This is a genomic window from Microbulbifer maximicatervae (SeqCode) (assembly GCF_052467325.1).
In genome coordinates, this window is the sequence record NZ_CP174310.1 from 2800203 (window position 1) to 2824339 (window position 24137).

At 53.4% G+C, this 24137-nt stretch carries 21 protein-coding genes and 3 tRNA genes; 9 read left to right on the forward strand and 15 right to left on the reverse strand.

Translation table 11 applies throughout. The features are described 5' to 3' along the window. Nucleotides 1-38: 38 nt before the first annotated feature. A complete protein-coding gene (locus ACJJIE_RS12610) occupies nt 39-1430 on the forward strand; it encodes a sigma-54-dependent transcriptional regulator (RefSeq protein WP_282931423.1) in 1392 nt (463 codons plus the stop codon). Between the two features lie 183 nt (nt 1431-1613). On the opposite strand, the gene ACJJIE_RS12615 is transcribed toward ACJJIE_RS12610, so the two are convergent. After that, the gene (locus tag ACJJIE_RS12615; RefSeq protein ID WP_282931422.1) at nt 1614-2237 is read right to left on the reverse strand and encodes a hypothetical protein; all 624 of its coding nucleotides are present in this window, start codon (nt 2235-2237) and stop codon (nt 1614-1616) included. Between the two features lie 33 nt (nt 2238-2270). Here ACJJIE_RS12615 and pcnB point away from each other — a divergent pair, with 33 nt between their 5' ends. The 7 genes from pcnB (at nt 2271) to ACJJIE_RS12650 (ending at nt 9733) form a co-directional block, all read left to right on the forward strand. Continuing rightward, entirely contained in the window at nt 2271-3620 is a 1350-nt protein-coding gene (gene pcnB, locus ACJJIE_RS12620; RefSeq protein WP_444894766.1) for a polynucleotide adenylyltransferase PcnB, read from the forward strand. Next, nucleotides 3620-4096: a 2-amino-4-hydroxy-6-hydroxymethyldihydropteridine diphosphokinase gene (folK, locus tag ACJJIE_RS12625; RefSeq protein ID WP_282931421.1), complete on the forward strand. Its 477-nt coding sequence runs from the start codon at nt 3620-3622 to the stop codon at nt 4094-4096. The genes pcnB and folK overlap by 1 nt, the downstream gene beginning before the upstream one ends. A gap of 101 nt (nt 4097-4197) precedes the next feature. Continuing rightward, the gene (locus ACJJIE_RS12630; protein WP_444891922.1) at nt 4198-4884 is read left to right on the forward strand and encodes a deoxynucleoside kinase; all 687 of its coding nucleotides are present in this window, start codon (nt 4198-4200) and stop codon (nt 4882-4884) included. A 5-nt stretch (nt 4885-4889) separates the two neighbouring features. Next, nucleotides 4890-5702 (forward strand): 3-methyl-2-oxobutanoate hydroxymethyltransferase, encoded by an 813-nt coding sequence (panB, locus tag ACJJIE_RS12635; protein ID WP_282931419.1) that lies wholly within the window; start codon nt 4890-4892, stop codon nt 5700-5702. Nucleotides 5703-5780: 78 nt separating this feature from the next. After that, the gene (locus ACJJIE_RS12640) at nt 5781-6572 is read left to right on the forward strand and encodes an acyl-CoA thioesterase (protein WP_282931418.1); all 792 of its coding nucleotides are present in this window, start codon (nt 5781-5783) and stop codon (nt 6570-6572) included. A 397-nt stretch (nt 6573-6969) separates the two neighbouring features. Then, nucleotides 6970-8007 carry an endonuclease/exonuclease/phosphatase family protein gene (locus ACJJIE_RS12645; protein ID WP_444891923.1) on the forward strand — a complete coding sequence of 346 codons (1038 nt, stop codon included), beginning with the start codon at nt 6970-6972 and terminating at the stop codon, nt 8005-8007. Between the two features lie 163 nt (nt 8008-8170). Further along, nucleotides 8171-9733 (forward strand): hypothetical protein, encoded by a 1563-nt coding sequence (locus ACJJIE_RS12650; protein WP_444891924.1) that lies wholly within the window; start codon nt 8171-8173, stop codon nt 9731-9733. 54 nt (nt 9734-9787) lie between these two features. On the opposite strand, the gene ACJJIE_RS12655 is transcribed toward ACJJIE_RS12650, so the two are convergent. The 14 genes from ACJJIE_RS12655 to ubiM form a co-directional block, all read right to left on the reverse strand. Continuing rightward, nucleotides 9788-10756, reverse strand: coding sequence for a zinc transporter ZntB (locus tag ACJJIE_RS12655; protein ID WP_444891925.1), 969 nt, complete (start codon nt 10754-10756; stop codon nt 9788-9790). A 51-nt stretch (nt 10757-10807) separates the two neighbouring features. Next, nucleotides 10808-11212, reverse strand: a complete 405-nt coding sequence (locus ACJJIE_RS12660; protein ID WP_413663182.1) for a GFA family protein — start codon at nt 11210-11212, stop codon at nt 10808-10810. Next, nucleotides 11205-11855 carry a hypothetical protein gene (locus ACJJIE_RS12665; RefSeq protein ID WP_444891926.1) on the reverse strand — a complete coding sequence of 217 codons (651 nt, stop codon included), beginning with the start codon at nt 11853-11855 and terminating at the stop codon, nt 11205-11207. The genes ACJJIE_RS12660 and ACJJIE_RS12665 overlap by 8 nt, the downstream gene beginning before the upstream one ends. A gap of 114 nt (nt 11856-11969) precedes the next feature. Next, the gene (pnp, locus tag ACJJIE_RS12670) at nt 11970-14093 is read right to left on the reverse strand and encodes a polyribonucleotide nucleotidyltransferase (protein WP_444891927.1); all 2124 of its coding nucleotides are present in this window, start codon (nt 14091-14093) and stop codon (nt 11970-11972) included. Between the two features lie 263 nt (nt 14094-14356). Further along, nucleotides 14357-14626: a 30S ribosomal protein S15 gene (rpsO, locus tag ACJJIE_RS12675; protein ID WP_252083174.1), complete on the reverse strand. Its 270-nt coding sequence runs from the start codon at nt 14624-14626 to the stop codon at nt 14357-14359. A gap of 146 nt (nt 14627-14772) precedes the next feature. Continuing rightward, nucleotides 14773-15714, reverse strand: coding sequence for a tRNA pseudouridine(55) synthase TruB (gene truB / locus ACJJIE_RS12680; protein ID WP_444891928.1), 942 nt, complete (start codon nt 15712-15714; stop codon nt 14773-14775). A gap of 3 nt (nt 15715-15717) precedes the next feature. Beyond that, a complete protein-coding gene (rbfA, locus tag ACJJIE_RS12685) occupies nt 15718-16116 on the reverse strand; it encodes a 30S ribosome-binding factor RbfA (protein ID WP_108734361.1) in 399 nt (132 codons plus the stop codon). A 90-nt stretch (nt 16117-16206) separates the two neighbouring features. Next, nucleotides 16207-19101: a translation initiation factor IF-2 gene (gene infB, locus ACJJIE_RS12690; RefSeq protein ID WP_444891929.1), complete on the reverse strand. Its 2895-nt coding sequence runs from the start codon at nt 19099-19101 to the stop codon at nt 16207-16209. A 64-nt stretch (nt 19102-19165) separates the two neighbouring features. Beyond that, nucleotides 19166-20668: a transcription termination factor NusA gene (gene nusA / locus ACJJIE_RS12695; protein WP_413663186.1), complete on the reverse strand. Its 1503-nt coding sequence runs from the start codon at nt 20666-20668 to the stop codon at nt 19166-19168. Between the two features lie 42 nt (nt 20669-20710). Then, nucleotides 20711-21175, reverse strand: a complete 465-nt coding sequence (gene rimP, locus ACJJIE_RS12700) for a ribosome maturation factor RimP (protein WP_108734364.1) — start codon at nt 21173-21175, stop codon at nt 20711-20713. A 136-nt stretch (nt 21176-21311) separates the two neighbouring features. Beyond that, a tRNA-Met gene (locus tag ACJJIE_RS12705) sits at nt 21312-21388 on the reverse strand. Between the two features lie 37 nt (nt 21389-21425). Then, a tRNA-Met gene (locus ACJJIE_RS12710) sits at nt 21426-21502 on the reverse strand. Nucleotides 21503-21543: 41 nt separating this feature from the next. Further along, nucleotides 21544-21620 (reverse strand) — tRNA-Met (locus ACJJIE_RS12715). Between the two features lie 288 nt (nt 21621-21908). Then, nucleotides 21909-23075, reverse strand: a complete 1167-nt coding sequence (gene ubiM / locus ACJJIE_RS12720; RefSeq protein WP_444891930.1) for a 5-demethoxyubiquinol-8 5-hydroxylase UbiM — start codon at nt 23073-23075, stop codon at nt 21909-21911. A gap of 195 nt (nt 23076-23270) precedes the next feature. Here ubiM and ACJJIE_RS12725 point away from each other — a divergent pair, with 195 nt between their 5' ends. Next, a complete protein-coding gene (locus ACJJIE_RS12725) occupies nt 23271-24062 on the forward strand; it encodes a PhzF family protein (RefSeq protein ID WP_444891931.1) in 792 nt (263 codons plus the stop codon). Nucleotides 24063-24137 lie beyond the last annotated feature (75 nt).

The following is a 24137-nucleotide window of genomic DNA, read 5'->3' on the forward strand; positions in this document are numbered from 1 at the left end:
TAGGCGCTTACTGAGCATTTTGTAACCAGGCGTAACATATGAGCCACATCCTCATCGTCGAAGATGAAGCCATTATCCGAACGGCGCTGCGCAAGCTTTTAGAGCGGCACCGCTACAAAATCAGTGAAGCGGGTTCGGTAAAGGAGGCGCTCACCAAGTACCGCCTCAATGAAGTTGACCTGGTTATCTCCGATCTGCGCCTGCCTGGCGCACCGGGCACCGACCTGCTCAAGCACGCCGGTGATATTCCGGTACTGATCATGACCAGTTACGCCAGCCTCCGCTCTGCGGTGGACTCCATGCGTATGGGGGCCGCCGACTATATCGCCAAGCCCTTTGATCACGACGAAATGCTCGCAACCGTCCGCCGGGTCATAGGCAAAGCGGAGCAGAATCGCGCCCAGCCCGTCAACGAGAAAGAAAATACCGGCACTATTGCCGGCATGATTGGCAGCAGCCCAGTGATGAGGGAGCTCTACGGTCGCATCCATAAAGTTGCCCCCACAGACGCCACCGTCCTGGTGCACGGTGAAACCGGTACCGGTAAGGAACTGGTTGCCCGGGCTATTCACGAGGAGAGCCGCCGGGCCAACAAACCCCTGATCTCCGTCAACTGTGCCGCAATTCCCGACACTCTGATTGAATCTGAGCTGTTCGGCTACGAGAAAGGCGCATTTACCGGTGCCCAGAGTTCCCGCGAGGGACTGGTAGCGGCAGCCGATGGAGGAACCCTGTTCCTCGACGAGATCGGTGAGCTGCCCCTGGAGGCACAGGCCCGCCTGCTGCGTGTATTGCAAGAGGGCGAAGTGCGGCCAATTGGCTCGATCGAATCCCGCAAAGTGGATGTGCGCCTGGTAACAGCCACCCACCGCAACCTGCGCCAGCTGTCAGCGGAGCGTAAATTTCGGGAAGACCTCTACTACCGCATCAATGTGGTGCAAATGACGCTTGCCCCCTTGCGCGAGCGAGGCAGAGACGTCCTAGCACTGGCAGAGCACCTGTTGGAAAAGTTCTGCACCAAGATCGAGCGTCCTTTATTGCGCTTGTCACCGGAAGCCATCCAGGCTGTTACCACCTACACCTGGCCCGGTAACGTGCGCGAACTCGAAAACGCCATTCAGCGCGCTGTGATCCTGACGGATAAGAACAGCCGTGAGATCGACCACAAAACCCTGGACATCGATCTGGACCTGGTACCGATCGAAGAAGCCGATGGCATCCCTCGCCCACGCAGCCTGCACACCGACCCCCGCGAGGACCTGTCCCTGGAGGACTACTTCGCCCGCTTTGTTATTGAACACCAGGACACCATGAGTGAGACGGACCTGGCCAAGAAGCTCGGCGTCAGCCGCAAATGCCTGTGGGAACGCCGCCAAAAGCTGGGTATCCCCCGCAAGAAGAGTCGCCGCAGCGCCGCCGCAGAAGTGTAAAAACTAACCCTATCCCCTGGGGGCTTCCGCCCCCTGCTCCCATTCCTCCCCCACCTGCCAGTCTCCTCCATTACTTTGTTACCCCACCCCCACAGGGGTTACCAACCAGAGTGTTACCCACACCCACCCAGAAGTAACAAATCTCGCACCTTCCGTAACGCAATAGCTCCAGGAAAAGTTCCGTCAAATTTCGTAAAGATCGCAACCTATTGATTTATAAGGATTTTTAAAAGTTGGCATACTAAGTGCTTTACTCTTAGTACAAAAATTGAAAACAGCCAACAATAAAAATAAATGACTGTTAAAAGCCCTATAACAACTAACAATAAGTGGGGCGAAACATAATAAAAATAATGGGGCGGCCGACAATAAAAGCAATGAGTGGCCAAAACCGCAAGAACAACAATAAACAATAACAATAAAACTCAAGAAGAATAAGAATAACAACAAGCGCGTTGCAAACTGACTGAACTGTACCTGGGAGAGGGTGTTTGCTTGAAAGCAAATTGAGAGCGCAAGGAAGCCGCTGCCTTCATACTGGTAATAATAATTCCCATATTTCTTTTCCCCCGAACTTACAGGCACCCGCATATTGCGGGCGCATTCCTTTGCGTGTGTTAGAATCGCGCCCGCGAGTCCCGATCTCTGAGGATAAACAGCCACTGAGGCTCCTTTCCGGACTCGCTCCTGGGGTAGCCCAGGTATAGAGGCTCCAGCAGTGCCATCGTGAATCTCCCCAGAGGGACCACCACTTATACAGGCCGCCAACCAATGCGTGGCCAAGCACAGCGGGGCTTTCCCGGCCATCCCTAAATGGCAGCAGTCAACATAGACAGCCGTATGCTCAACAACCTGATTAGTAGTATCAAACGCTGGCGCAAGCCGACCAGTAAAGGCCCCAGGGTTATCGCCCGCAACGACCACAGCATCTCGCGCCGAGAAATCAGCCGCGCGGCCTTAACAGTTATGAAGCGCCTTCAGGATGCCGGATACCAGGCGTATATCGTAGGTGGAGGTGTGCGCGACCTGATGCTCGGCGGCCACCCCAAGGATTTCGATGTGGCCACCGACGCCACTCCAGAGCAGGCCAAGGTGCTGTTTCGCGGCGCCCGCATTGTCGGTCGCCGCTTTCGCATCCTGCACGCCCGTATAGGCCGTGAAGTTATCGAAGTGACTACCTTCCGCGGTCACCACAGCGATGGCGAGACCCACGAGGCCAAGCAGTCCGAACACGGCATGCTGCTGCGTGACAATGTCTATGGCGACCTGGAAAGTGATGCCATGCGTCGGGATTTCACGGTCAATGCGCTTTACTACACCACCAAAGGGTTCGAAATCCACGACTACACCGGCGGTGTCGAGGATATTGAAAAGCGCCTGATTAGAATGATCGGCTCCCCGGAGGTCCGCTACAAGGAAGACCCGGTGCGCATGCTGCGCGCAGTGCGCTTCGCCGCCAAGCTGGATTTCACTATTGAAGGCAAGACCGAAGCTCCCCTGCACGAGCTGGCGCCACTGTTACGCAATATTGCCCCGGCTCGCCTATTCGATGAGATTCTCAAGCTGCTGATGAGTGGCCACGGAGAGCGCACCTTTGAGCTGCTGCGCCAGTACCAGCTCTGGCAACACCTGTTCCCGGATAACGCCGCACAAATTGAGGCCAACAACGCGGCCCTGAAACTATCCCAACAAGCCCTGCGGAACACGGACCAACGTATCCGCGCCGATATGCGTGTTACCCCAGCGTTCCTCTACGCCGCCCTACTCTGGCCTGCGGTGAGCACCGAGCAACAAAAGCTGATTGCCAAGGGTACCCCGCCAGCGCCGGCGCTGGCCCAAGCGGCACAAAAAGTTACCAGTTCACAGCTGGCCCACACCGCTATTCCCAAGCGCTTCTCAATCCCCATGCGGGAAATCTGGGACCTGCAACAGCGCCTGCCCCAGCGCGGTGGCAGCCGGGCCCAGCGCTTGCTGGAACACCCCCGTTTCCGCGCCGCCTACGACTTCCTGTTGCTGCGGGAAGAAAGTGGCGAGATTGAAGCGGGCCTGGGCAAATGGTGGACCGACTTCCAACAGGCTGACGATGAGCAGCGCCAGCAAATGGTGCGCAAGCTACAGCGCACAGGCAGCGGTGGGCGCCGCAACCGCAACTCTCGCGGCCGCCGTCGCAAGCCGAGAGCAGAACAGTAATGGAAACGGTATACATCGGCCTGGGCAGTAACCTGGCAGAGCCCGGCAAACAACTGCGCAGCGCCCTATCGGCCATGGAACGAATCCCCAGTACAGAATTATTGGGGTGTTCGAGCTTTTACCGAAGCGCCCCGGTCGGCCCCGGCGATCAACCCGATTACATCAATGCCGTCGCAGCATTGAAAACAGCACTGTCCCCGCTAGCACTACTGGACCAGCTCCAATCTATCGAGCTGTCCCACGGGCGCGAGCGCTCCATCCGCTGGGGCGCCCGCACCCTGGACCTGGATATCCTGTTGTTTGGGGAATCTCAAATCGATGAGCCCCGCCTACAGGTCCCACACCCGCGCATGGCCGAGCGCAACTTCGTACTGCTACCCCTTTCTGAACTGGCTCCCGCGATGGAACTGCCCGGATTGGGAGCCCTTCCAGCACTCTTACAGGGCTGCCCGGAAAACCGCCTGGAAAAGGTTTGATCGACTGAGGCTCCCCAACTACTCGACGGGCGGCCCTCTCAATAGTACTTTTGCGTTTGCAACTCATCAGGGAAGACCCCAGACAAAGAGGAGTCGCTCAAGTGGTTATCGAAAAACCCGAGACCAGCACAGCTGAACTCAACCTGTCTAATAAAACACCGCCTAAGTTTATCGCGGTGGAAGGCAATATTGGTGTGGGAAAAACCACACTGGCAAAGAAGCTGGCCTCCACATTCAATTACGACACGCTGTTGGAATTACCCGAGGAGAACCCCTTTTTGGAGCGCTTCTATCGGGACCCCAAAAATGCCGCACTGCCCACCCAGCTGCACTTTCTCCTCCAGCGATCACAGCAAATCCAGGCACTGCGGCAGGACGATATCTTTGAGCCGGTGCGGGTGTCGGACTTTTTAATCGAAAAGGACCAGCTGTTTGCTGAGGTCACCCTGGATAAGGATGAGCTGCACCTGTACCAGCAGGTGTACAGACATCTCACCCTGGAAGCACCCAAGCCGGACCTGGTGATCTATTTGCAAGCTCCCCTCGATGTGCTGCAAGCCCGAATCCGCAATCGGGGAATCCCGGCTGAGCAGGCGATAAGCAATGAGTACCTCGCCACCCTCAACAACGCCTACACCCGCTTTTTCCATTTTTACGATGAGGCGCCTCTACTCATCGTCAATACCGAGGAGATCGACATTGTCGATAGCCCAGAGGACTACCAACAGCTGGTCGAATATCTGTTCACGATCACCAGTGGCCGACACTATTACAACCCAGGAAGTTAATTGTTATGTATGCACCCTCTGAATTAGAAAAGCTCGTAACCGTTCAAACCCTGCGAAAAATGAAAGCGAATGGTGAGAAGTTTATTACCGTTGCTCTCTACGATGCCCCTATGGCTGCGATGGCACAAAAGTCCGGGGTTGAGACACTGCTCGTCGGAGATTCCCTGGGCATGACCGTGCTCGGTTACGACAGCACCGTGCCAGTGACGATGGAGCAAATGATTTACCACGTCGAGGCGGTCGCGCGCGGCAATAAGAAGTCCCTGATTATGGGGGATATGCCGTTTATGACTTACGCCACCCCGGAGCAGGCACTCCAGAATGCAACCCGGATCATGCAGGCCGGTGCACATATGGTGAAGATCGAGGGAGGCGCCTGGCTCGCCGATACCGTGAAGATCCTTACTGATCGCGGTATTCCCGTTTGCGCCCACCTGGGCCTCACCCCTCAATCAGTACACAAACTGGGAGGCTATCGCGTTCAGGGGCGCGACGAAGAACACGCCAAGCAAATCCTCGAAGACGCCCTACAACTCGACGAAGCCGGAGCTGATCTGCTGGTGTTGGAATGTGTTCCCGCCGACCTGGCAAAGCGTATTACCAAAGCCGTATCCATGCCCACCATCGGCATAGGCGCGGGCCGCGACTGCGATGCCCAGGTACTGGTAATCAATGACATCCTGGGCCTCACCCAACAGCCCCCCAAGTTTTCCAAAAACTTCCTGGTAGAGGCCGAGGATATTCCCGGGGCCCTGCGCAAATACGCCGAGGACGTCAAACAAGGCGTTTTCCCCGGCGAGGAACACATATTTAAATAATACTCCCCTCATCCGGGTGCTTCTCACCCGGTATTTTTCTGCGGCAGGTCCCACCTGCCGCTCTCAAGCGGTAACACTATGACTTTCGACCAACTAATCCAGGATTGGCTCTCGACCAATGGCGCCACTTCTGTGCCCGAAGGCTGGACCCAGGGGCGGGCTACATTTGGCGGCCTTGTAGCCGCAATGTTGTATGAGCAGATGGCTTCAGAGCTGCCTTCTGACAGCAGCTTGCGCTCTTTTACCACCTCATTCGTAGGCCCTGTTGCCCCAGGGGCGATTAACACCCGCGCGGATGTCCTTCGCGCAGGCCGCTCTGTCACCCAGGTGCAGGGGCACCTCGATCAGGATGATGCCGTTATGCTGGCGGGCCTCGCCAGTTTTGGCCGCGGCAGGGAGTCATCCGTTCTCGCCAAAGGTCCCTCAGCACCGGAGTACCCCACCCCGGATAAATGCCTGCCCCTGCCCTATATCGAAGGTGTAGTGCCGGAGTTCACACAGAAGTTCGATTACCGCATCGCTAGTGGGGGCCTGCCTTTCAGCGGCGCGAAAGAGAGAGTTTTAGGTGGCTGGGTACGATTTAAGGATGGCAGTGAGAGCCGTACTGGTATCAGCCACTTACTCGCACTGATCGATGCCTGGCCACCGGCGACACTCCCGATGATGAAAGAGCCGGCTCCCGCCAGCTCATTAACATGGACAGTGGAGTTTATGGAGCCACTCCCAGAGCGCACCGCTTCTGACTGGTGGCAATACGAGGCCGAAGTGGAACAGGCTGAGGATGGCTACGCAGTAATACAGGCCCGCTTGTGGGATGCCGATGGACGTTTAACCGCCCTCTCCCGCCAAATGGTCACTATCTTTGGTTAACCAGCACTCGTCGATCAACTATCCCTTTACCTGTGCTCACTAGATACCTTGGCTCCACGGATGGAACCATTTAAACCGTCCTAAAGAATTTTGTAACTTTTCTGCAGCCTTCAGACCACTCTAAATAATACTTCCCGATCCTGCTTAACCCGCCTAACGAATCAATTATTACCTGCATAAAAATATACAACTTTCGTGATTTCTATTATTTCCTTATGAAAAAATAAATCGCGCCGCCCTTACAGAAAAATAAAATAAAAAAAATCTCCTTTACTCCAATTTGTAATCTACGCTATCCATCATCCCCTCCATCGAAAACAAAGGGGCCGCCAGAGAAACGCCCCAATTTTCGGCACCACTACAAAACCGTCGGTAATAACAAATTTGGAGAGCAATAATGATAAAAAGAATATTTATTTCCTTCATGTTTCTATTCAGTTATCCCGCTGCAGCAGCAGACTTTGAAGATGTATGGGATGCAATTACTTCCTGTAACTGGTTTGAATTTATTGATGATGTCGATGATACCGGCTCAAAAGACCTGGACGGCTATGAATACGGTGACACTGAATTTGCCGATGCCAATTCAGGCAGCTTTGACATGATCGTCTACAACATGGATGGGTTTTTGGAATGTATTGGCGGTAACAGCAAATCTGACTTCAAACAGATTATTAACACTTTTGATAACAACCCCAAAGACCTCTGGTTGATGCAGGAGGCCTGGAGCAAAACCAAAGCCAACTATCTGGACGACAACGACAAGCTTGATAACGATACAGTCCCCTATCGCTCCAAACACTGGAAAGGCACTGGTACCAGCTTTGGCAATGGCCTGCTGACCTTTTCCAAGTTTCCGTTTGACCGAGATAATCGCGATGACGACGACTACACCTTCGCCACTTATGAGGAGGAAACTTTTGATAAGTGCGCAGGTAATGACTGTGATACCGAAAAAGGCTTTACCGTAGCAAAAGTTGAAGTAACCAAAAACTTCCATGTCCATGTGTACAACACCCATATGGATGCAGGACACCAAGACGATGACCTAAATGCCAAAGCCAAGCAACTCGACCAGATTGCCGATATGATCGTCGCCCACTCAAGTAATGCCACAGTCATATTGGCCGGTGATTTCAATATGGCGTTTGATGAAAATGACGACGGCTGGCGCGGTACAAACTACCAAACCTGGAAAGCATTTTTTGCCAAAACCGGCGGCAAGCATGCCTGCCAATATATGCTATCTGGCAGCGACACCAGCTTGGAAGCCTGTGCTGATGAACTTCAGGACGATACCGATCATGCCGTCGTTATTAATAACAACCCCAATTACACGCTGGACGTAACCAATTATTATATTGGCTCCGCAGAGTACACAGGGCTGAGCGACCACGACCCAGTATTTGTAGACTTCTCATGGGTTAAACACTAAACGAGCGGCACACAGCCTCTTCCGCAGGGGATCGGAAGGGGCTTAACCAATTTACCGACAAAGTGAACGACACCGGACTGAAAACACAATCCAGCTACAATTTTGCTTATTGAGGAGAACTTTAACCCACGCACAAACACATGCTTGGCGGGAAGGGCTTTCAGTGGACAGAATTAAGAATCTGGTTATCGGGAGTGGTCCTGCGAGTATCGCTACGGTCAAGGCATTGCAGGATATTGGGCAAGAAGTTGAAGTCGTTGATGTTTCATATGACCTTGAAGACGATATCAAATACCAAGTTAATATCTTATCCAAAAAAAACGTTGATGCATGGACTCAGGAGGACAAAGATAAACTGTTTCCACCTCCAGCAGCCTCCCGAAAAGGCCTGGAAAGAAGATATCTATTTGGGTCTGACTTTCCATACAGAGTACCAAAACCTCTCAGCATTACGACAAAAAACTGTAATACAGAATTTTCCCATGGCTTTGGTGGGCTTGGGAACGTATGGGGTGCAGCTATCATGCCCTACAGTGAAAGTCAGCTAGCAAATTGGCCTATTTCCTTAAATGAACTAACGCCATCCTACAAAAATGTACTCCGCTATATGCCTATAAGTGCGGAGATAGACAACCTCAACAACAAGTATCCACTATTCCCTAACAACTTTACTGCCATCAAAAGAAATGCGCCGACAGATTTCTTATTGAAAAAATTGAAGGCTATTGAAAGTAATCTCCAGAGGAATGGCATTGAATTTGGTCGAGCCCGCTTAGCGGTAGATGCAAGCAAGGGGGAGTATGGATGTAGATATTGCGGCCACTGCTTTGACGGATGCCCATACCAATCTATTTTCAACCCTAAATACTTGTTTGAAAAACTACAAAAAGACAAACTCACCATACATAAAGGTCTTCTTGTCTTGGAGATTCATGAAACAAGTCAAGGCGTAGATGTGATTGCAGTTGATATAACCAATAGCAAAATAAAAAAAATTACCGCACAGAAAGTTTTTCTCGCAACCGGCCAGTTTGCCACCACTACAATACTGGCAAGATCCCTCAATCTATTAAATACTCCAATCAAAATAAAAAACAGCCAATATTTTTTCTTCCCCCTCTTTCTCTACAAAGGGTATCGTTATGAGATTGAGTTTACCCTCGCAGAAATCTTTCTAGAAGTTGACAATCCAAACATAAGCCCTGAACAAATACACCTCCAACTTTATGGTCGAAGCCAAATTATTGAAGAACAATTAACATCTCTACTTCCTACCCTTTTCCCAAAGCAAGTCGCCTTGGATCGCTTATACGTAATTCAGGGTTTTATGTCCTCTGAGGATTCTGATTCATTGGAGCTGACCTTAACCGATAAACACTCAGATAGTTCTTCGATAGAAATAAGAGGAATTGAAAATACGAGAGCTCGAGAAATCGCCCAAAGAACGCAGTCTTTAATAAGACGCTCACTGATAAGGCTTGGCATGGTCCCCCCCTTCTTTCTCACAGTACTACCGCCAGGCAAAAGCTTCCACCTTGGGGGCAGTTTCCCGATGGGAGGAAAACATGAAATATTCCGTTCAGACTTTTTAGGGAGGCCGGCACACTTTAAAAATGTCCATATTACGGATTCTGCCAACTTTCCCGATATTGCAGGTTCAACCATCGCCTATACCATTATGGCGAATGCTGATCGAATCGTAAGGTCTATAGGGTTTAATGGCTGATTAGCAACCAGTTAGCTTAAACAGACTATTCAATTGGAATATTTGAAAAGATGACTACAACCACTTTTTCCAGTAGAAAAAAGCGATCTGCCCAGTCAATGCCACGATCAGCAATATACAAAAAGCAATAAAACCCAGAGATGATTGCCCCCAGGGAATACCACCGACATTGATCCCGAATAGCCCGGTAAGAAAACTCAGGGGCAGAAAAACTGCAGCCACCACCGATAGCACATACATACGGCTATTCAACTGATCTGATGTGAGGCTCAACAACTCTTCCTGGGCGATGGCGGCGCGCTCCCGCACTGTATCAATATCATCGATATGCCTTTGCAGTCGATCATTTGCTTCACCCAAAAGAGCGTGACTATGCTTATCAAACCAGGGTAAGGATTCCTGTTGTAGACGTCTCAGAACCTCTCTTTGCAGGCATAAATAGCGCCGTAACACGATAGTTTTCTTGCGCAGACGCACTAATAAAGAAGATAGCTCCGCCCCCCCCTTACCTAATAACAGGTTTTCCAACTCATCAATTTTTTCTTCGAAATCCTCAGCTTTTTCACACATCCGCAAGACCAGCAAATCAGCCAGCGACATCAACAGAGCTGCAGTTCCACGAGGTCCAAAGCCACTGCGCAAACGGGAAAGTAAATCATCCTCCGCAAGTAACTTTCGTCGGCCAGTACTGATAATGCGGTCTTTCTCAGCCCAAATTCGCACGGCGATCATATCCTTTGAGCGAGGTTTGGATTTTCTCTCAATACCATACATGGCCAAAATCAGCCCATCCTCCACAGTAGCTACACAGGGGCGAACTGCCTTTGCTGACAGGGTCTCTACCGCTGTCGTTGTAAGCCCACTGTGCTGCTGGAGCCACTCGACGGTCTTGCTATTGGCGTAGTCAAAGTGCAACCAGAGAAGCCCCTGGCTCGGCTGCCATGATTGCACCTCGGTCCAGGAAAGCTCCCGGCCCGAGCCTTTGCGATCGAGTAAGACAGCGTAGACCAGACCAGTTTCCATAGGCTCTCATATCACCTGATATTGGTTGGAGTATTACTTTCTTTGCGCGACTTATTTACTGAGATGGGCCAGCTCTGCGGCGTTCTGCTCCCAGTTTTGACCATCGAAAGGTTCCACCTCCAAGTCTCCGGGTCTCTCATCAAAACAGCGCGCATTAAGACTATAGCCATCCGGGTTTGAGCGCGGCACATAAAAAGACTTAACGCCGCAATGGCGACAAAACAGGTGCTTGGCCACTCCCGTATTAAACGTATAACAATCCAGGTCTTTTTCCCCAGACTCCAGCTTAAAGTTTTCAGCGGGAATAATGACGTGCAGAAAACCCACTTTCTCACACATCGAGCAATTGCACGCATGGGCTACCAGTTTCTCCTCTGAGTCGCGCTCGTGCCGCGCCCGATAGCGAATAGCGCCACAGTGGCAACCTCCGCGAAGTTCAGTAGTAACTTTACTCATTTGAATTATTTTCCTTTTCAAATAACGGGCGGGCAGCCAACAGTGAAAACAGCGAAAGGCCCAGCAGCAGATGGAACCAGTTTGTACGCGCCAAGCCCAGTACTCGCGGAGCGCCGGTACCCACAAACAATCCATCCATTGCAATGACTACTGCCCCTGCCCCCAGTAACAAAGGACCCGGTGGCGATAGTCGTCGCGGTGACATCAATTCCATCATTGCAACCCACAACCACAATAGAAGCCCCAGGGCGGAAAATACCTCTGTCACTTCCTGCGGCGATAACCTGCCACTTTCCGAGATGCCAATAGACGAGGCCAATACCAGCACCAGCACTACATAAGCGGGTCCCCGGGTACTCTGTCCAATACCTATCTCGAAACGTGCCCAAACCAACCCTATTCCAATTAGCAACAGCGAACTAAACCCGGATAGTTGTAGTAAAGCCCGGTGTAATTGGGTTGCCCCGGGATCAATACCGTAGCGATAGGCACCGACAATCGCGGAGACAGCGATAAATAGAAGGCCCGCCATCACCAAGAGTGCAGCTGATTGAAAGCGAGCATTGGTAAGACGCCAGTACTGATTGGCAATCAGCAGTGCGGCGAGGGTGAGGAGAATGTCGATCAGCCAGAAGTTGTCCAATGTTTTGCCCTTTTTTTCCAGAATTCTAATAGAAAACCGGTAATAAGCGACAATTCCGCTTCGGCAGATACAAAAAAACCCGGCTTAAAAGCCGGGTTTTTTCAGTCCGTAGACTTAAGCTTCGTCGGAAGCTTGCTTGGCTTCTTCAGCGGCAGCTGCATCGGCCTTGGCTTCCTTGATAGAAAGCTTGATACGTCCACGCTGGTCAACGTCGAGTACCTTAACCTTAATCTTCTCACCTTCACTCAGGTAATCAGTTACGGCATTTACGCGCTCTTCAGCGATCTGGGAGATATGCACCAGACCGTCTTTGCCCGGCAGGAAGTTAACGAACGCACCGAAGTCTACGATACGTACCACGGTACCTTCGTAGATGGCGCCAATCTCAGCTTCCGCAGTGATCTCCTCGATGCGGGTTACCGCCGCTTCCAGGCTCTCACCGTCTTCACCGAAGACTTTGATAGTGCCGTCATCTTCGATATCGATGGAGGCGCCGGTCTCTTCAGTGATGGAGCGGATAGTCGCACCGCCCTTACCGATCACGTCGCGGATCTTGTCCGGATGGATCTTCAGGGTCGCGTAGCGCGGTGCGTTCTCATTCACGGTGGTACGGGAAGAGTCGATCACCTTGTTCATTTCCGCGAGGATGTGCAGACGCGCGTGCAGAGCCTGCTCCAGAGCGGTCTCCATGATCTCTTCGGTAATACCTTCGATCTTGATGTCCATCTGCAGCGCGGTCACACCAGAGGCGGTACCCGCTACTTTGAAGTCCATATCGCCGAGGTGGTCCTCGTCACCGAGGATATCGGTCAGAACCGCGTAGCCTTCTTCTTCCTTCACCAGACCCATAGCGATACCGGCTACCGGTGCCTTCAGCGGAACACCCGCATCCATCAGCGCCAGGCTGGAACCACATACGGAAGCCATGGAGCTGGAACCGTTGGATTCAGTGATCTCGGAAACTACACGCACAGTGTAGGGGAAGCTGTCCGGGCTCGGCAGAACTGCAGCGATACCGCGACGAGCGAGGCGGCCGTGACCGATTTCGCGGCGACCGGTAGCACCTACACGACCCGCTTCACCTACAGAGTAGGGAGGGAAGTTGTAGTGCAGCATAAAGTAGTCTTTGCGCTCACCTTCCAGGGCGTCGATGATCTGTGCATCGCCAGTGGAACCGAGGGTAGCCACTACCAGAGCCTGGGTCTCACCACGGGTGAACAGCGCAGAGCCGTGGGACTTGGGCAGAGCGCCAACTTCCACAGCGATCGAACGTACAGTTTTGCTGTCGCGACCGTCGATACGGGGCTCGCCGCGCACTACAGCGCCGCGTACCAGCTTCTTCTCCAGCTTGCCGAAGTAGCTTTTTACCAGATCGGCGCTGATTTCTTCATTAGCCAGGGCTTCAGCGGCTTCGCTGCGCAGTTCCGCCAGGCGGGTGCTGCGCTCTTGCTTGTTGGTGATGCGGTAGGCTTCGGCAACCTTCTCGCCAAACTGAGCGTCCAGGGCAGCTTTCAGCTCGGTGTTTTCCGCCGGAGCCTGCCAGTCCCACTGGGGCTTGCCCGCTTCCGCTTTCAGCTCATCACAAACCTTGATAATGGCCTGCATTTCCTGGTGTGCGTAGAGTACCGCACCCAACATGATGTCTTCCGGCAGCTCCTGGGCTTCGGACTCCACCATCAGTACGGCGTCTTTGGTACCGGCAACGACCATGTCCAGCTCGGAGGTCTTCAGAGCTTCGTAGCCCGGGTTCAGCAGGTAGCCGTCTTGCTGGGTGTAACCCACGCGCGCAGCACCGATTGGGCCTGCGAAAGGAATACCGGAAACAGACAGCGCTGCGGAAGTGCCGATCATGGCAGCGATATCCGGGTCCATGTCCTTCTCAGCGGAGAGAACAGTACACATCACCTGAACTTCGTTCATAAAGCCGTTCGGGAACAGCGGGCGGATCGGGCGATCGATCAGACGGGAAGTCAGGGTTTCTTTTTCAGACGGGCGGCCTTCACGCTTGAAGAAACCACCGGGAATTTTGCCAGCCGCGTAGGCTTTTTCTTGATAGTGCACGGACAACGGGAAGAAGCCCTGATCTGGCTTGGCTTCTTTAGCGCCGACAACAGTACACAGGACAACAGTCTCTCCCATGCTAACCAGGGCAGCACCGGTAGCCTGGCGCGCGATACGGCCGGTCTCGATGGTGACTTGGTGTTGTCCGTATTGGAAAGTTTTGCTTACTGGATTCACTAGTTTTTTTCCTATTTCCTTACGGTTACTGGCCCATTCCAGTAACCCCTACAGTGGTTGCCTGGATAGAAGTTCCAAACCTTCAGTCCAGAGCGATACGGGGATGTACCGCTACCGACCCGGGTGGCCGGTGCAAACGCAGCACATCCGCCGGGATATTTGCCCCTGGGGTTGTGTTGCGAAACTGCCGAAAAGTGACAACAGCGCCACTTTTCAGCAAGCATTAAAGAAGAAAGCCCGCCAGAGGCGGGCATTCCAGGGTCTTAGCGACGCAGGCCGAGCTTAGCGATCAGCTGTGCGTAACGGTTCAGATCCTTGCGCTTCAGGTAGTCCAGCAGCTTGCGACGCTGGTTTACCATGCGGATCAGACCACGGCGAGAGTGGTGATCCTGCTTGTGCGCAGAGAAGTGACCCTGCAGTTTGTTGATGTTGGCAGTCAGCAGGGCTACCTGGACTTCCGGAGAACCGGTGTCGCCTTCAGATTGGCCGTGCTCTTTCAGGATTGCTGCTTTTTCTACTGCAGACAGTGCCATAACGATTAACCTCGTCGTAATATGCTTTAAAAGATTCGGCTGGCCCGTGCATATTTACAGACCAGCTACTCACTGTTGTGGACATAGCCCACTGCAATACTCTCACATCAACCGCTATCGGCTCTCACCAATATAGCGTTTTCTGCTTAAGTACTGCTTACCAGACGCCGAGGCGCTACGCACCCGTCGTCAGTAATTTCTCCTACGCCCAGAAAATCGCCATTTTCCAGGAAGAGGCGCACCATATCACCTTCTTCACCGATACGGTAGACCTGCAAATCCATTACCGGCTGCCCCTGACGCACATAGTAACCAGACTCGTCCGGAAGGGTGAGTTTGGGCAGCGAAGAGGCGGGAGAATCCACCGATAACAGGTGGTGATCCAACTCCTCCGCCATTCCCTCACCGCGCTCCTCTGTGAGCTCATCCAGGGTCACTGAATCGGCCTCGACGTAGGGACCGGCGGCGCTGCGGTGCAACTCTTCCACATAGGCACCGACACCCAGGGCCTGGCCCAGGTCTTCGGCAATACTGCGAATATAAGTGCCCTTGGAGCAGTGAACCTCAACTTCTGCACGGGGCTGGGCGCCCGGTGTAAAGCTCAGCAGTTCAAATTCAAAAATCTCTACTTCCCGCGCCTCGCGCTCCACCTCCAAGCCCTGGCGCGCCAACTTATACAGCGGCTGCCCCTTGTGCTTGAGGGCCGAGTACATGGACGGCACTTGCTTGATGCGACCGCGAAAGGCTTCCATCGCTTTCAGCACGGCTTCTTCAGTCAAACCGGAAGCATCTTTAGTTTCCAGTACATCGCCATCGGCATCGCCACTAGCAGTGGTCATACCGAAAACAAAAGTACTGCGATAGCGCTTGTCCGCATCGAGCAGGTACTGGGAAAACTTGGTCGCTTCGCCGAAACAGATCGGCAACACACCGGTTGCCAGGGGGTCCAGCGCTCCGGTGTGACCGGCGCGATTGGCGAAAAAGAGTCGTTTGGCTTTTTGCAGGGCGTCGTTGGCGGTAATCCCGGCGGGCTTGTTCAATAACAGCACGCCATGAACCGGCCGGCCCCATTTTGGTCTGCGGCCCATGGATTAATCTTCGTTGGAGTCGCTATCGTCGTCTTGGTGTTTGCGATCTTCTTTAACCGCCTTGTCGATCAGGGCAGACAGCGCCTGGCCGCGCACCGAGGTCTCGTCGTAGCGGAAGTGCAAACGGGGAATAGTGCGAATCTGGATCGCGCGCGCGAGCTGCGTGCGCAAAAAGCCGGCGGCTTTGTTCAGCACTTCGATAGAGGTATTAATTTTGCTGCGATCATCCTCACCCACCAGGGTGACAAAAACTTTAGCAACGGTTAAGTCGCGGCTGACTTCAACATCATTGACGTTGATCATACCCAGGCGAGGATCGCGAATCTCGTGTTGGATCAGCTGGGCCAGCTCGCGGCGCATGGCGTCGGCGACGCGGTCTGCGCGATGAAATTCTCTTGCCATTGTTTACCTATTGAGAATGGCGGTTTAAAGACAGGAAAACCCGCACGGCTAGCACCGCGCGGGTTTATCCTCGATCCGCTGCGGAACTCCTTAGAGTTCGCGAGCAACCTTAACGATATCGTAAACTTCGATCTGGTCACCGGACTTAACGTCGTTGTAGTCCTTAACCCCGATACCACACTCCATGCCGTTGCGCACATCCTGCACATCGTCTTTGAAGCGACGCAGGGATTCCAGTTCGCCCTGGTAGATCACAACGTTGTCGCGCAGTACGCGGATCGGCTTGTTGCGGTAGACGGTACCTTCAGTAACCATACAACCGGCAATGGCGCCAAACTTCGGTGAGCGGAATACATCGCGAACCTGGGCAATACCCACGATTTCTTCGCGTATTTCCGGATCAAGCATACCGGACAGCGCCTGCTTCACTTCGTCCAGCAGGTTGTAGATCACGCTGTAGTAACGAATCTCTACGCCTTCTGTCTCAGCAACCTTTCGGGCAGCCACATCAGCACGGGTGTTGAAGCCCAGTACGATAGCGCCGGAGGTCAGGGCCAGGTTGATATCGTTCTCGGCGATACCACCTACACCGCTGGACACGACGTTGACAGAAACTTCTTCGTTGCCGATATCCGCCAGTGCGCCCAGGATAGCTTCCAGGGAGCCGCGAACGTCCGCTTTGATAACAACCGGCAGTACTTTGCGCTCGCCGGCTTCCATGTTCGCAAACATGTTTTCCAGCTTGGCCGCCTGCTGGCGTTGCATGCGCTCGCGACGCTCTTTGTCACCGCGCTGTTCGGCTACTTCACGAGCTCTGCGCTCATCCGCAACCACCATGAACTCGTCACCGGCGTTGGGTGTGGTGTCCAGACCCAGGAGCTCAACCGGGGTTGAGGGGCCAGCTTCTTTAACCTGCTTGCCCAGCTCGTTGGTCATGGCGCGAACACGGCCGTAGCTCTGACCTGCCAGTATGATATCGCCGCGCTTCAGCTCGCCGTTCTGTACCAACAGGGTGGCCACAACACCGCGACCTTTTTCCAGGCGGGATTCGATTACAACACCCGTTGCCGGTACCTTGACCTTGGCCTTCAGCTCCAGCATCTCTGCTTGCAGGGAAATCGCTTCCAGCAGGTCATCGATGCCTTCACCGGTGTGTGCAGACACATTGATAAACTGGGTATCACCGCCCCAGTCTTCAGGAATTACATCTTTCGCAGCCAGCTCGTTTTTAACACGATCGGGATCGGCAGCTTCTTTGTCGCACTTGTTGATTGCAACAACCAGCGGTACACCGGCAGCGCGAGCGTGGTTCACAGCTTCTTCAGTCTGCGGCATCACACCGTCGTCAGCAGCCACTACCAGGATAACTACGTCAGTTGCCTGGGCGCCACGGGCGCGCATTGCGGTAAAGGCGGCGTGTCCCGGGGTATCCAGGAAAGCGATCTCGCCCTGGCTGGTTTTCACACGGTATGCACCGATGTGCTGGGTAATACCACCGGCCTCACCGGAAGCCACCTTGGTCTTACGGATGTAGTCCAGCAGGGAGGTTTTACCGTGGTCAACGTGACCCATAACGGTAACTACCGGTGCGCGGGACACCTCAGTGCCTTCACTGGCCTGGGTCTCGGCAACCAGCGCTTCCTCCAGCTCGCTCTCAGAGCGGAATACCACCTTGTGGCCCATCTCTTCGATGATCAGCTGTGCAGTTTCACGGTCCAGGCTCTGGTTGATAGTAACCATCTCGCCCATTTTCATCAGGCGCTTGATCAGGTCACCGGCTTTCACATTCATCTGTTTGGCCAGCTCGCCAACAGTGATGGTTTCGCCCAACTGTACTTCGTACACCTGTTTCTCCGTGGGCCTTTTAAAGCCGTGCGTAGGTTTAACCTTCAAGGTCGGACGAGACAGGGAGCGCGTGCTGCGCTTGGATGCTTCGTCTTCCTCAAATACTTCCAGCGCCTGTTCGTACAGAGCGGTTTTGCTGGATTTTTTCGGGCCGGACTTGGAGCGGCGACCGCGACGCTTGCGCGGCTCGTCCTCAGAGCGATCAGCTTCAGCGGGAGCAGTGGATGCTGCCTCCAGCTTGCGACGCAGAGCTGGCTTGACCTCAGAGGTCTTCTCAGCACTTTTTGCCGGTGCTGGCTTAGCCTTGGCTGCTTGTGCAGCCTGTGCAGCTTTCTCTTTCTTTTCCTGGGCTGCGCGTCGGTCAGCTTCTACTTTAGCTTTCTTCTCTTCAAGTTCACGCTTTTCCTGCTCAGCCTGCTGCTTGCGACGCTCCATCGCGGCAATTCGCATTGCCTCGATATCGTCGGAGTAGCTTGAGCGGATTGGTGCGGCGGGCTCTGCCTTTTTCACTACGTTTTCCGCGGTCTTATCCTCTGATTTAGCCGCATCTTGATCGGCTTTTACTTCATTTTTTGCTTTCGCTTCGGCTTCAGCCTTGGCTTTCGCTTCTGCTTCGGCCTTGGCTTTCGCTTCTGCTTCAGCCTTGGCTTTCGCCTCGGCTTCGGCTTTGGCTAGCGCCTCTTCTTCCGCCGCTAGGCGTGCAGCTTCTGCCTCAGCTTCTGCGCGTGCGCGCTCGGCTTCGGCCTCCAGTCTTTCCTGCTCATTTTGCAGGGCATCGACTGCCGCTTCCTGCTCGGGGCTGCTCGATTCTTCGCCTGCTGCTACGGTTTCAAGCTCAGCTTGAGGGCGCTTCACATAAGTGCGCTTCTTGCGCACTTCCACATTCACAGTCTTGCGGCCGGTGCCAGAGCCAGTCTTCAGCGTGCTTGTGGTTTTGCGCTTCAAGGTGATCTTGCGCGGCGCGGCGCCCTGCTCCCCATGACTGCTTTTCAGGAAACTGAGCAAGACCTGCTTTTCTTCGTCTGACACGACTGCGTTTGCAGAAGTGTGAGGCAAACCCGCTTCTTTCATCTGCTTGAGCAGACGGTCTTCGGTGGCACCAACCGATTTGGCGAGTTCACTAACTGTTACTTCGGCCATTCTCTCTCCTAAAAGTCACTTGGTCGGAGGGGGTTACTTATACGTAAGTTATTTTTCGCTGCATTTAAGCTTCTTCGCCGCTGTCATCGGCAAACCAGGGCTCACGCGCCTTCATAATCAGCGCTGCAGCGCGCTCCTGGTCGAGACCTTCGATATCCAGCAGGTCATCGACAGCCTGCTCTGCCAGGTCTTCCATTGTGGAAATACCACGGCTGGCCAGTTGGAATGCCAGCTGGCGCTCCATACCGTCCATATTCAAAAGGTCTTCCTGGGGCTCAGATGCATCCAGCTTCTCTTCAGATGCCAGCGCTTGGGTCAACAGGGTGTCCTTGGCGCGGGCGCGCAGCTCCTCAGCGATATCCTCATCGAAGCCCTCAATTGCGAGCATCTCTTCGATGGGTACATAAGCTACTTCTTCCAGAGAGGCAAAGCCCTCTTCAACCAGCACACCGGCAACGTCTTCATCGATATCCAGGCGGTCCATAAACACCTGCATGATGGAGCTGGACTCGGCTTCCTGCTTGCTCTGCCACTCATCACTGCTCATGACATTGATCTGCCACTGGGTCAGCTCTGAGGCCAAGCGCACGTTCTGACCGCTGCGGCCGATAGCCATTGCGAGGTTTTCCTCTGCTACGGCTACGTCCATAGAACCGGTGTCTTCGTCCACTACGATGGATTCAATTTCTGCTGGCGCCATCGCATTGATAACGAACTGAGCAGGGTTTTCGTCCCACAGAACGATATCTACACGCTCACCAGACAGTTCGTTGGATACCGCCTGAACACGCGCGCCGCGCATGCCCACACAGGCACCCACCGGGTCGATGCGACCGTCGTTGGTATTTACAGCGATTTTTGCACGCAGACCGGGATCGCGGGCCGCGCCTTTAATTTCGATTACCTGTTCGGAAATTTCCGGCACCTCAATGCGGAACAATTCGACAATCATTTCCGGGCAGGAGCGGCTCAGCATCAGCTGGGGGCCGCGGGCTTCCGGTTGGATTTCCAACAGGATTGCGCGCACGCGATCACCGAGTCGGAAAATTTCGCGACCAACCAGCTGATCGCGGGGCAGGCGCGCTTCGGCGTTATTACCCAGGTCTACAGCGATAAAGTCGCGGGTCACCTTCTTCACAGTGCCGCTAACCATCTCACCGACGCGATCGCGGTACTCGTCTACAACCTTGGCGCGCTCGGCTTCACGTACCTTTTGTACGATGACCTGCTTTGCAGTCTGTGCAGCGATGCGGCCAAATTCTACATTTTCCACCTGCTCGCGGAAAACATCACCTGCTTTCAGGTCAGCATCTTTTTCGTGAGCTTCTTCCAGGGTGAACTGGGTACCCAACTCAGCCAAGACTTCATCACCGACCACTTCCCAGCTGCGGAAAGTCTCGTAATCGCCTGAACGACGATCAATGATAACCTCAATGGTTGAATCTTCGTCGTAGCGCTTCTTCGTGGCCGTTGCCAATGCCGCTTCGATGGCCTGGAAAATAATCTCCTGGTCAACGCCCTTCTCGTTGGATACCGCCTCGGCTACCAGCAAGATCTCTTTGTTCATGCAACTGTGCCTCAAAATCGCCTGAGCTCAGGCTCCTACAGGTTATTTGGTAAATTGGGGAATGATATTTGCTTTTTCGATACTGTCGATCGGCAAAAGGTATTCGTTTTCACTATCTACACGCAGAACCACTTCATCACCCTCTACACCGGCCAGCAGTCCGCGCCACTTACGCTGCCCATCCAGAGGCATACGCAGGCGAACTTCAATCTGGGCGCCGATAAAGCGCTCGTACTGGGCCAGCTTATAAAGAGGGCGGTCGAGCCCTGGGGAAGAGACTTCAAGTGTGTACTTACTACTGATGGGATCTTCCACATCCAGTACAGCACTGGATTGGCGGCTCACTTTCTCGCAATCCTCAACGGAAATACCGTTTTCGGAGTCGATATAAATGCGCAGCAGCGCGTTGCGACCGTGGGTTTGGTACTCAATACCCCACAACTCACACCCCAGCGATGCCACCACCGGCGCCAGAAGCTCTTCCAGCAATTCGCGTTTGCTCGCCATTCTCGTCACCACATACAAAAAATGGGCCTACGGCCCACTTCGAAAAATATCTGCAACTTTTCTTGCAGATACGAAAAAGCCCCTGACGGGGCTTTGACCGCACATTCGTGCAGTCAGTGTGCACGAATGCAAAATTTGGTAGCGGGGGCAGGATTTGAACCTACGACCTTCGGGTTATGAGCCCGACGAGCTACCAGGCTGCTCCACCCCGCAACAACGAAAGCGCAATCAAAGTCCCCCTAAGGGAAGTTGGTAGCGGGGGCAGGATTTGAACCTACGACCTTCGGGTTATGAGCCCGACGAGCTACCAGGCTGCTCCACCCCGCAACAACAAATGCGCAATCAAATATTTTACCCGAAGGTAAAATTGGTAGCGGGGGCAGGATTTGAACCTACGACCTTCGGGTTATGAGCCCGACGAGCTACCAGGCTGCTCCACCCCGCAACAACTCCAAGAAACAAAGCCTGGTTGATCTTTGTTTCCCTGCGGCGGGACCAGCCCAACCACTCAAGAGGCTGCGCATTCTATTGGTGCTGACCCGGTGAGTCAAGCCGTAATTGGCATTTGTTTTCACCGGGGGGTTAAAGCCGTCTCTACCATCTCGCAAATCAGTATAGAAAAGGAAGAAAATCCCGCAAGCAGGCCACTTCCATATACCGTCTTCTTTCTTGCACATGTACTTTTTATAAAAAGAACGAAGAGTAAAACTCTTTCAAGGCGCCTCTGAATAAGCTAGCGAGTTAACTGGTGCACTATTGCTTTTCGAATAGGAGGGAAGCGATCACTGACTCGCAACACCATTTTGCGCAGCAACTTGGCCGGCAGGCGATCGTCGGTAAACAAATCCACCACCCTATTAGTTCCAGAGTAAATCGGCTTGGATTCAACCCGGTGCAGCATCTGGTAACGGGCCAAGGCCCGAGTCAGCTTGGCCGGGTTATATAGACGGCTAACGCTATCCAGTTGACGGGCCAAAGTATCCGCACCGGCCAAGCCCAAATTAAATCCATGTGCGGTCACTGGATGCATCCCCACAGCGGCATCTCCCACCAAGGCAAAGCGCTCAGTGAAAAAGTGATGTGCATATACCGCAACCAATGGATAACAGTGGCGCTCACCAAAAGCTTCGACACCGCCGAGCTGGGACGCGCTTTCGCGGGATACGTGCCCGGCAAACTCTTCATTACCCATCGCCATAATCTGGGCAGAGAGACTGGCGGGAACAGTAACCACGGCCGATGAAATATTTGCCTTGGGCAAAGGCAACAGCGCCAGTGTCGAGCCGTAGCGGAAACACTCCCGGGCAATACCATCGTGGGGTAATTCGGTGCGTACAGGGCCGACAATCGCCACTCGGCCAAAGTCGCGCATATCGGCGCCAATGCCCGCCATGCGCCGCACTTCAGAAAAACGGCTGTCGGCTGCAACCACCAGGGAAGCGCGCACGCCCTCCCCCTCTGCCAACTCAAGATGACGCACAGCACCACTCAATGTCATCCCGGTAACGGTCGAGTTATCAAGCAGCGTTATATTCTCGGTCTCCAAAACTGTCTCATATAAGATTCGCCTGATTGCAGAGTTGGAGACAATAAAACCCAGAGGCCCCCTCTCTCCCGGGCTAAAGTGGAGTGTCGAAGGGGAATTGCCGTCGACTACTTCGGCAGCATTTAGCGGGCTAATCTCTTCCGGGGATAATCTCTGCCAAGCCCCCAGTTCTTGCAGCAGCTTGTAGGATTTGTGTGTCAGGGCAATCTCGCGACCATCGTCAACGGGAGCGGACAGCGCCGACTTATCCTGGCGCTCAATAATTGCCACCTGACACCCTTTGCGGGCGAGCATCACCGCCAAGGAAAGTCCCGCCGGTCCAGCACCTACGATAGCTACATCGGACTCCGTCATTTTCACACCCTTGATTTGCACGCAACAAATACAAGTCACTCTAGAGACTCACATCCGGGATAAACTGATCCAGATCAGGTTAAAGCCAATCCCAAGCTGCTCTACAGAGGTATAAATTGGTGAACTTTAGGGGTATAAAATATCACGCTCGCCACCAGCGCCTCCGAAAAAACTGGAGCACTATGGAGTTCAAATATGGAACTTAAAATTCATTTTATTAACGCTTTTACCGACAAAGTCTTTCACGGAAATTCAGCGGGAGTTGTTGTTACTGAGGATTGGCTGGATGAAAATTTAATGCAGTCCATCGCTGCAGAAAATAATCTTTCCGAAACGGCTTTCCTGGTAAAACGCCCGGATACCAGTTATGGAATTCGCTGGTTTTCACCGTTAACGGAAATTGATTTTTGTGGTCATGCCACCCTGGCGTCAGCCCATGTTCTTTTTTCTCAAAACCCTCAATGCGAGCAACTCCAGCTCCATGCGGCCGCCGTGGACAAAATGACAATAAGCCGAGGGGAAAATGGAATTATTTCCATGGACTTCCCACGAAGGGAGCCACAACCCGTAGATCGCATGCCGCCGGAATTACTGGACGGGCTTTCAATAACACCAAGCCAGGTGTTACTTAACAACCAAGCTTACTTTGCCATCTACGATAGTGAGCGAGACGTTTTGGATGTGCAGCAGGATGCGAGCAGCCTGCGAAAGCTCGCCCCCTACGATGTGGTCGTTACGGCAGAATCCGACAAGTACGATTTTATCTCCCGATACTTCTGGCCATCCAATGGTGGTGCCGAAGATCCGGTGACCGGTTCTATTCACACAGGGCTCGCCCCTTACTGGTCACAAATTCTGGATAAGAAAGAGCTGATCGCCTATCAAGCCTCCAAGCGCGGCGGCCTGCTGAATTGCACCATCGCCGGGGACAGGGTCATTATCTCAGGCAAAGCAGTACCCTATTTGAGCGGGACCATACGGGTTTGATACCCCAACGCCGGGATTTCCAAAATAAATCACAGTTTCCCCTAATTACGATAAGTACAACTAAACAGAGGAGCA

Bases quoted from the DNA above. Each gene is read 5' to 3' on its own strand.
- ACJJIE_RS12610 (WP_282931423.1), top strand. From the start codon at position 39: ATGAGCCACATCCTCATCGTCGAAGATGAAGCCATTATCCGAACGGCG.
- ACJJIE_RS12615 (WP_282931422.1), bottom strand. From the start codon at position 2,237: ATGGCCGGGAAAGCCCCGCTGTGCTTGGCCACGCATTGGTTGGCGGCC.
- pcnB (WP_444894766.1), top strand. From the start codon at position 2,271: ATGCTCAACAACCTGATTAGTAGTATCAAACGCTGGCGCAAGCCGACC.
- folK (WP_282931421.1), top strand. From the start codon at position 3,620: ATGGAAACGGTATACATCGGCCTGGGCAGTAACCTGGCAGAGCCCGGC.
- panB (WP_282931419.1), top strand. From the start codon at position 4,890: ATGTATGCACCCTCTGAATTAGAAAAGCTCGTAACCGTTCAAACCCTG.
- ACJJIE_RS12640 (WP_282931418.1), top strand. From the start codon at position 5,781: ATGACTTTCGACCAACTAATCCAGGATTGGCTCTCGACCAATGGCGCC.
- ACJJIE_RS12645 (WP_444891923.1), top strand. From the start codon at position 6,970: ATGATAAAAAGAATATTTATTTCCTTCATGTTTCTATTCAGTTATCCC.
- ACJJIE_RS12655 (WP_444891925.1), bottom strand. From the start codon at position 10,756: ATGGAAACTGGTCTGGTCTACGCTGTCTTACTCGATCGCAAAGGCTCG.
- ACJJIE_RS12660 (WP_413663182.1), bottom strand. From the start codon at position 11,212: ATGAGTAAAGTTACTACTGAACTTCGCGGAGGTTGCCACTGTGGCGCT.
- rpsO (WP_252083174.1), bottom strand. From the start codon at position 14,626: ATGGCACTGTCTGCAGTAGAAAAAGCAGCAATCCTGAAAGAGCACGGC.
- truB (WP_444891928.1), bottom strand. From the start codon at position 15,714: ATGGGCCGCAGACCAAAATGGGGCCGGCCGGTTCATGGCGTGCTGTTA.
- rbfA (WP_108734361.1), bottom strand. From the start codon at position 16,116: ATGGCAAGAGAATTTCATCGCGCAGACCGCGTCGCCGACGCCATGCGC.
- infB (WP_444891929.1), bottom strand. From the start codon at position 19,101: ATGGCCGAAGTAACAGTTAGTGAACTCGCCAAATCGGTTGGTGCCACC.
- nusA (WP_413663186.1), bottom strand. From the start codon at position 20,668: ATGAACAAAGAGATCTTGCTGGTAGCCGAGGCGGTATCCAACGAGAAG.
- rimP (WP_108734364.1), bottom strand. From the start codon at position 21,175: ATGGCGAGCAAACGCGAATTGCTGGAAGAGCTTCTGGCGCCGGTGGTG.
- ubiM (WP_444891930.1), bottom strand. From the start codon at position 23,075: ATGACGGAGTCCGATGTAGCTATCGTAGGTGCTGGACCGGCGGGACTT.
- ACJJIE_RS12725 (WP_444891931.1), top strand. From the start codon at position 23,271: ATGGAACTTAAAATTCATTTTATTAACGCTTTTACCGACAAAGTCTTT.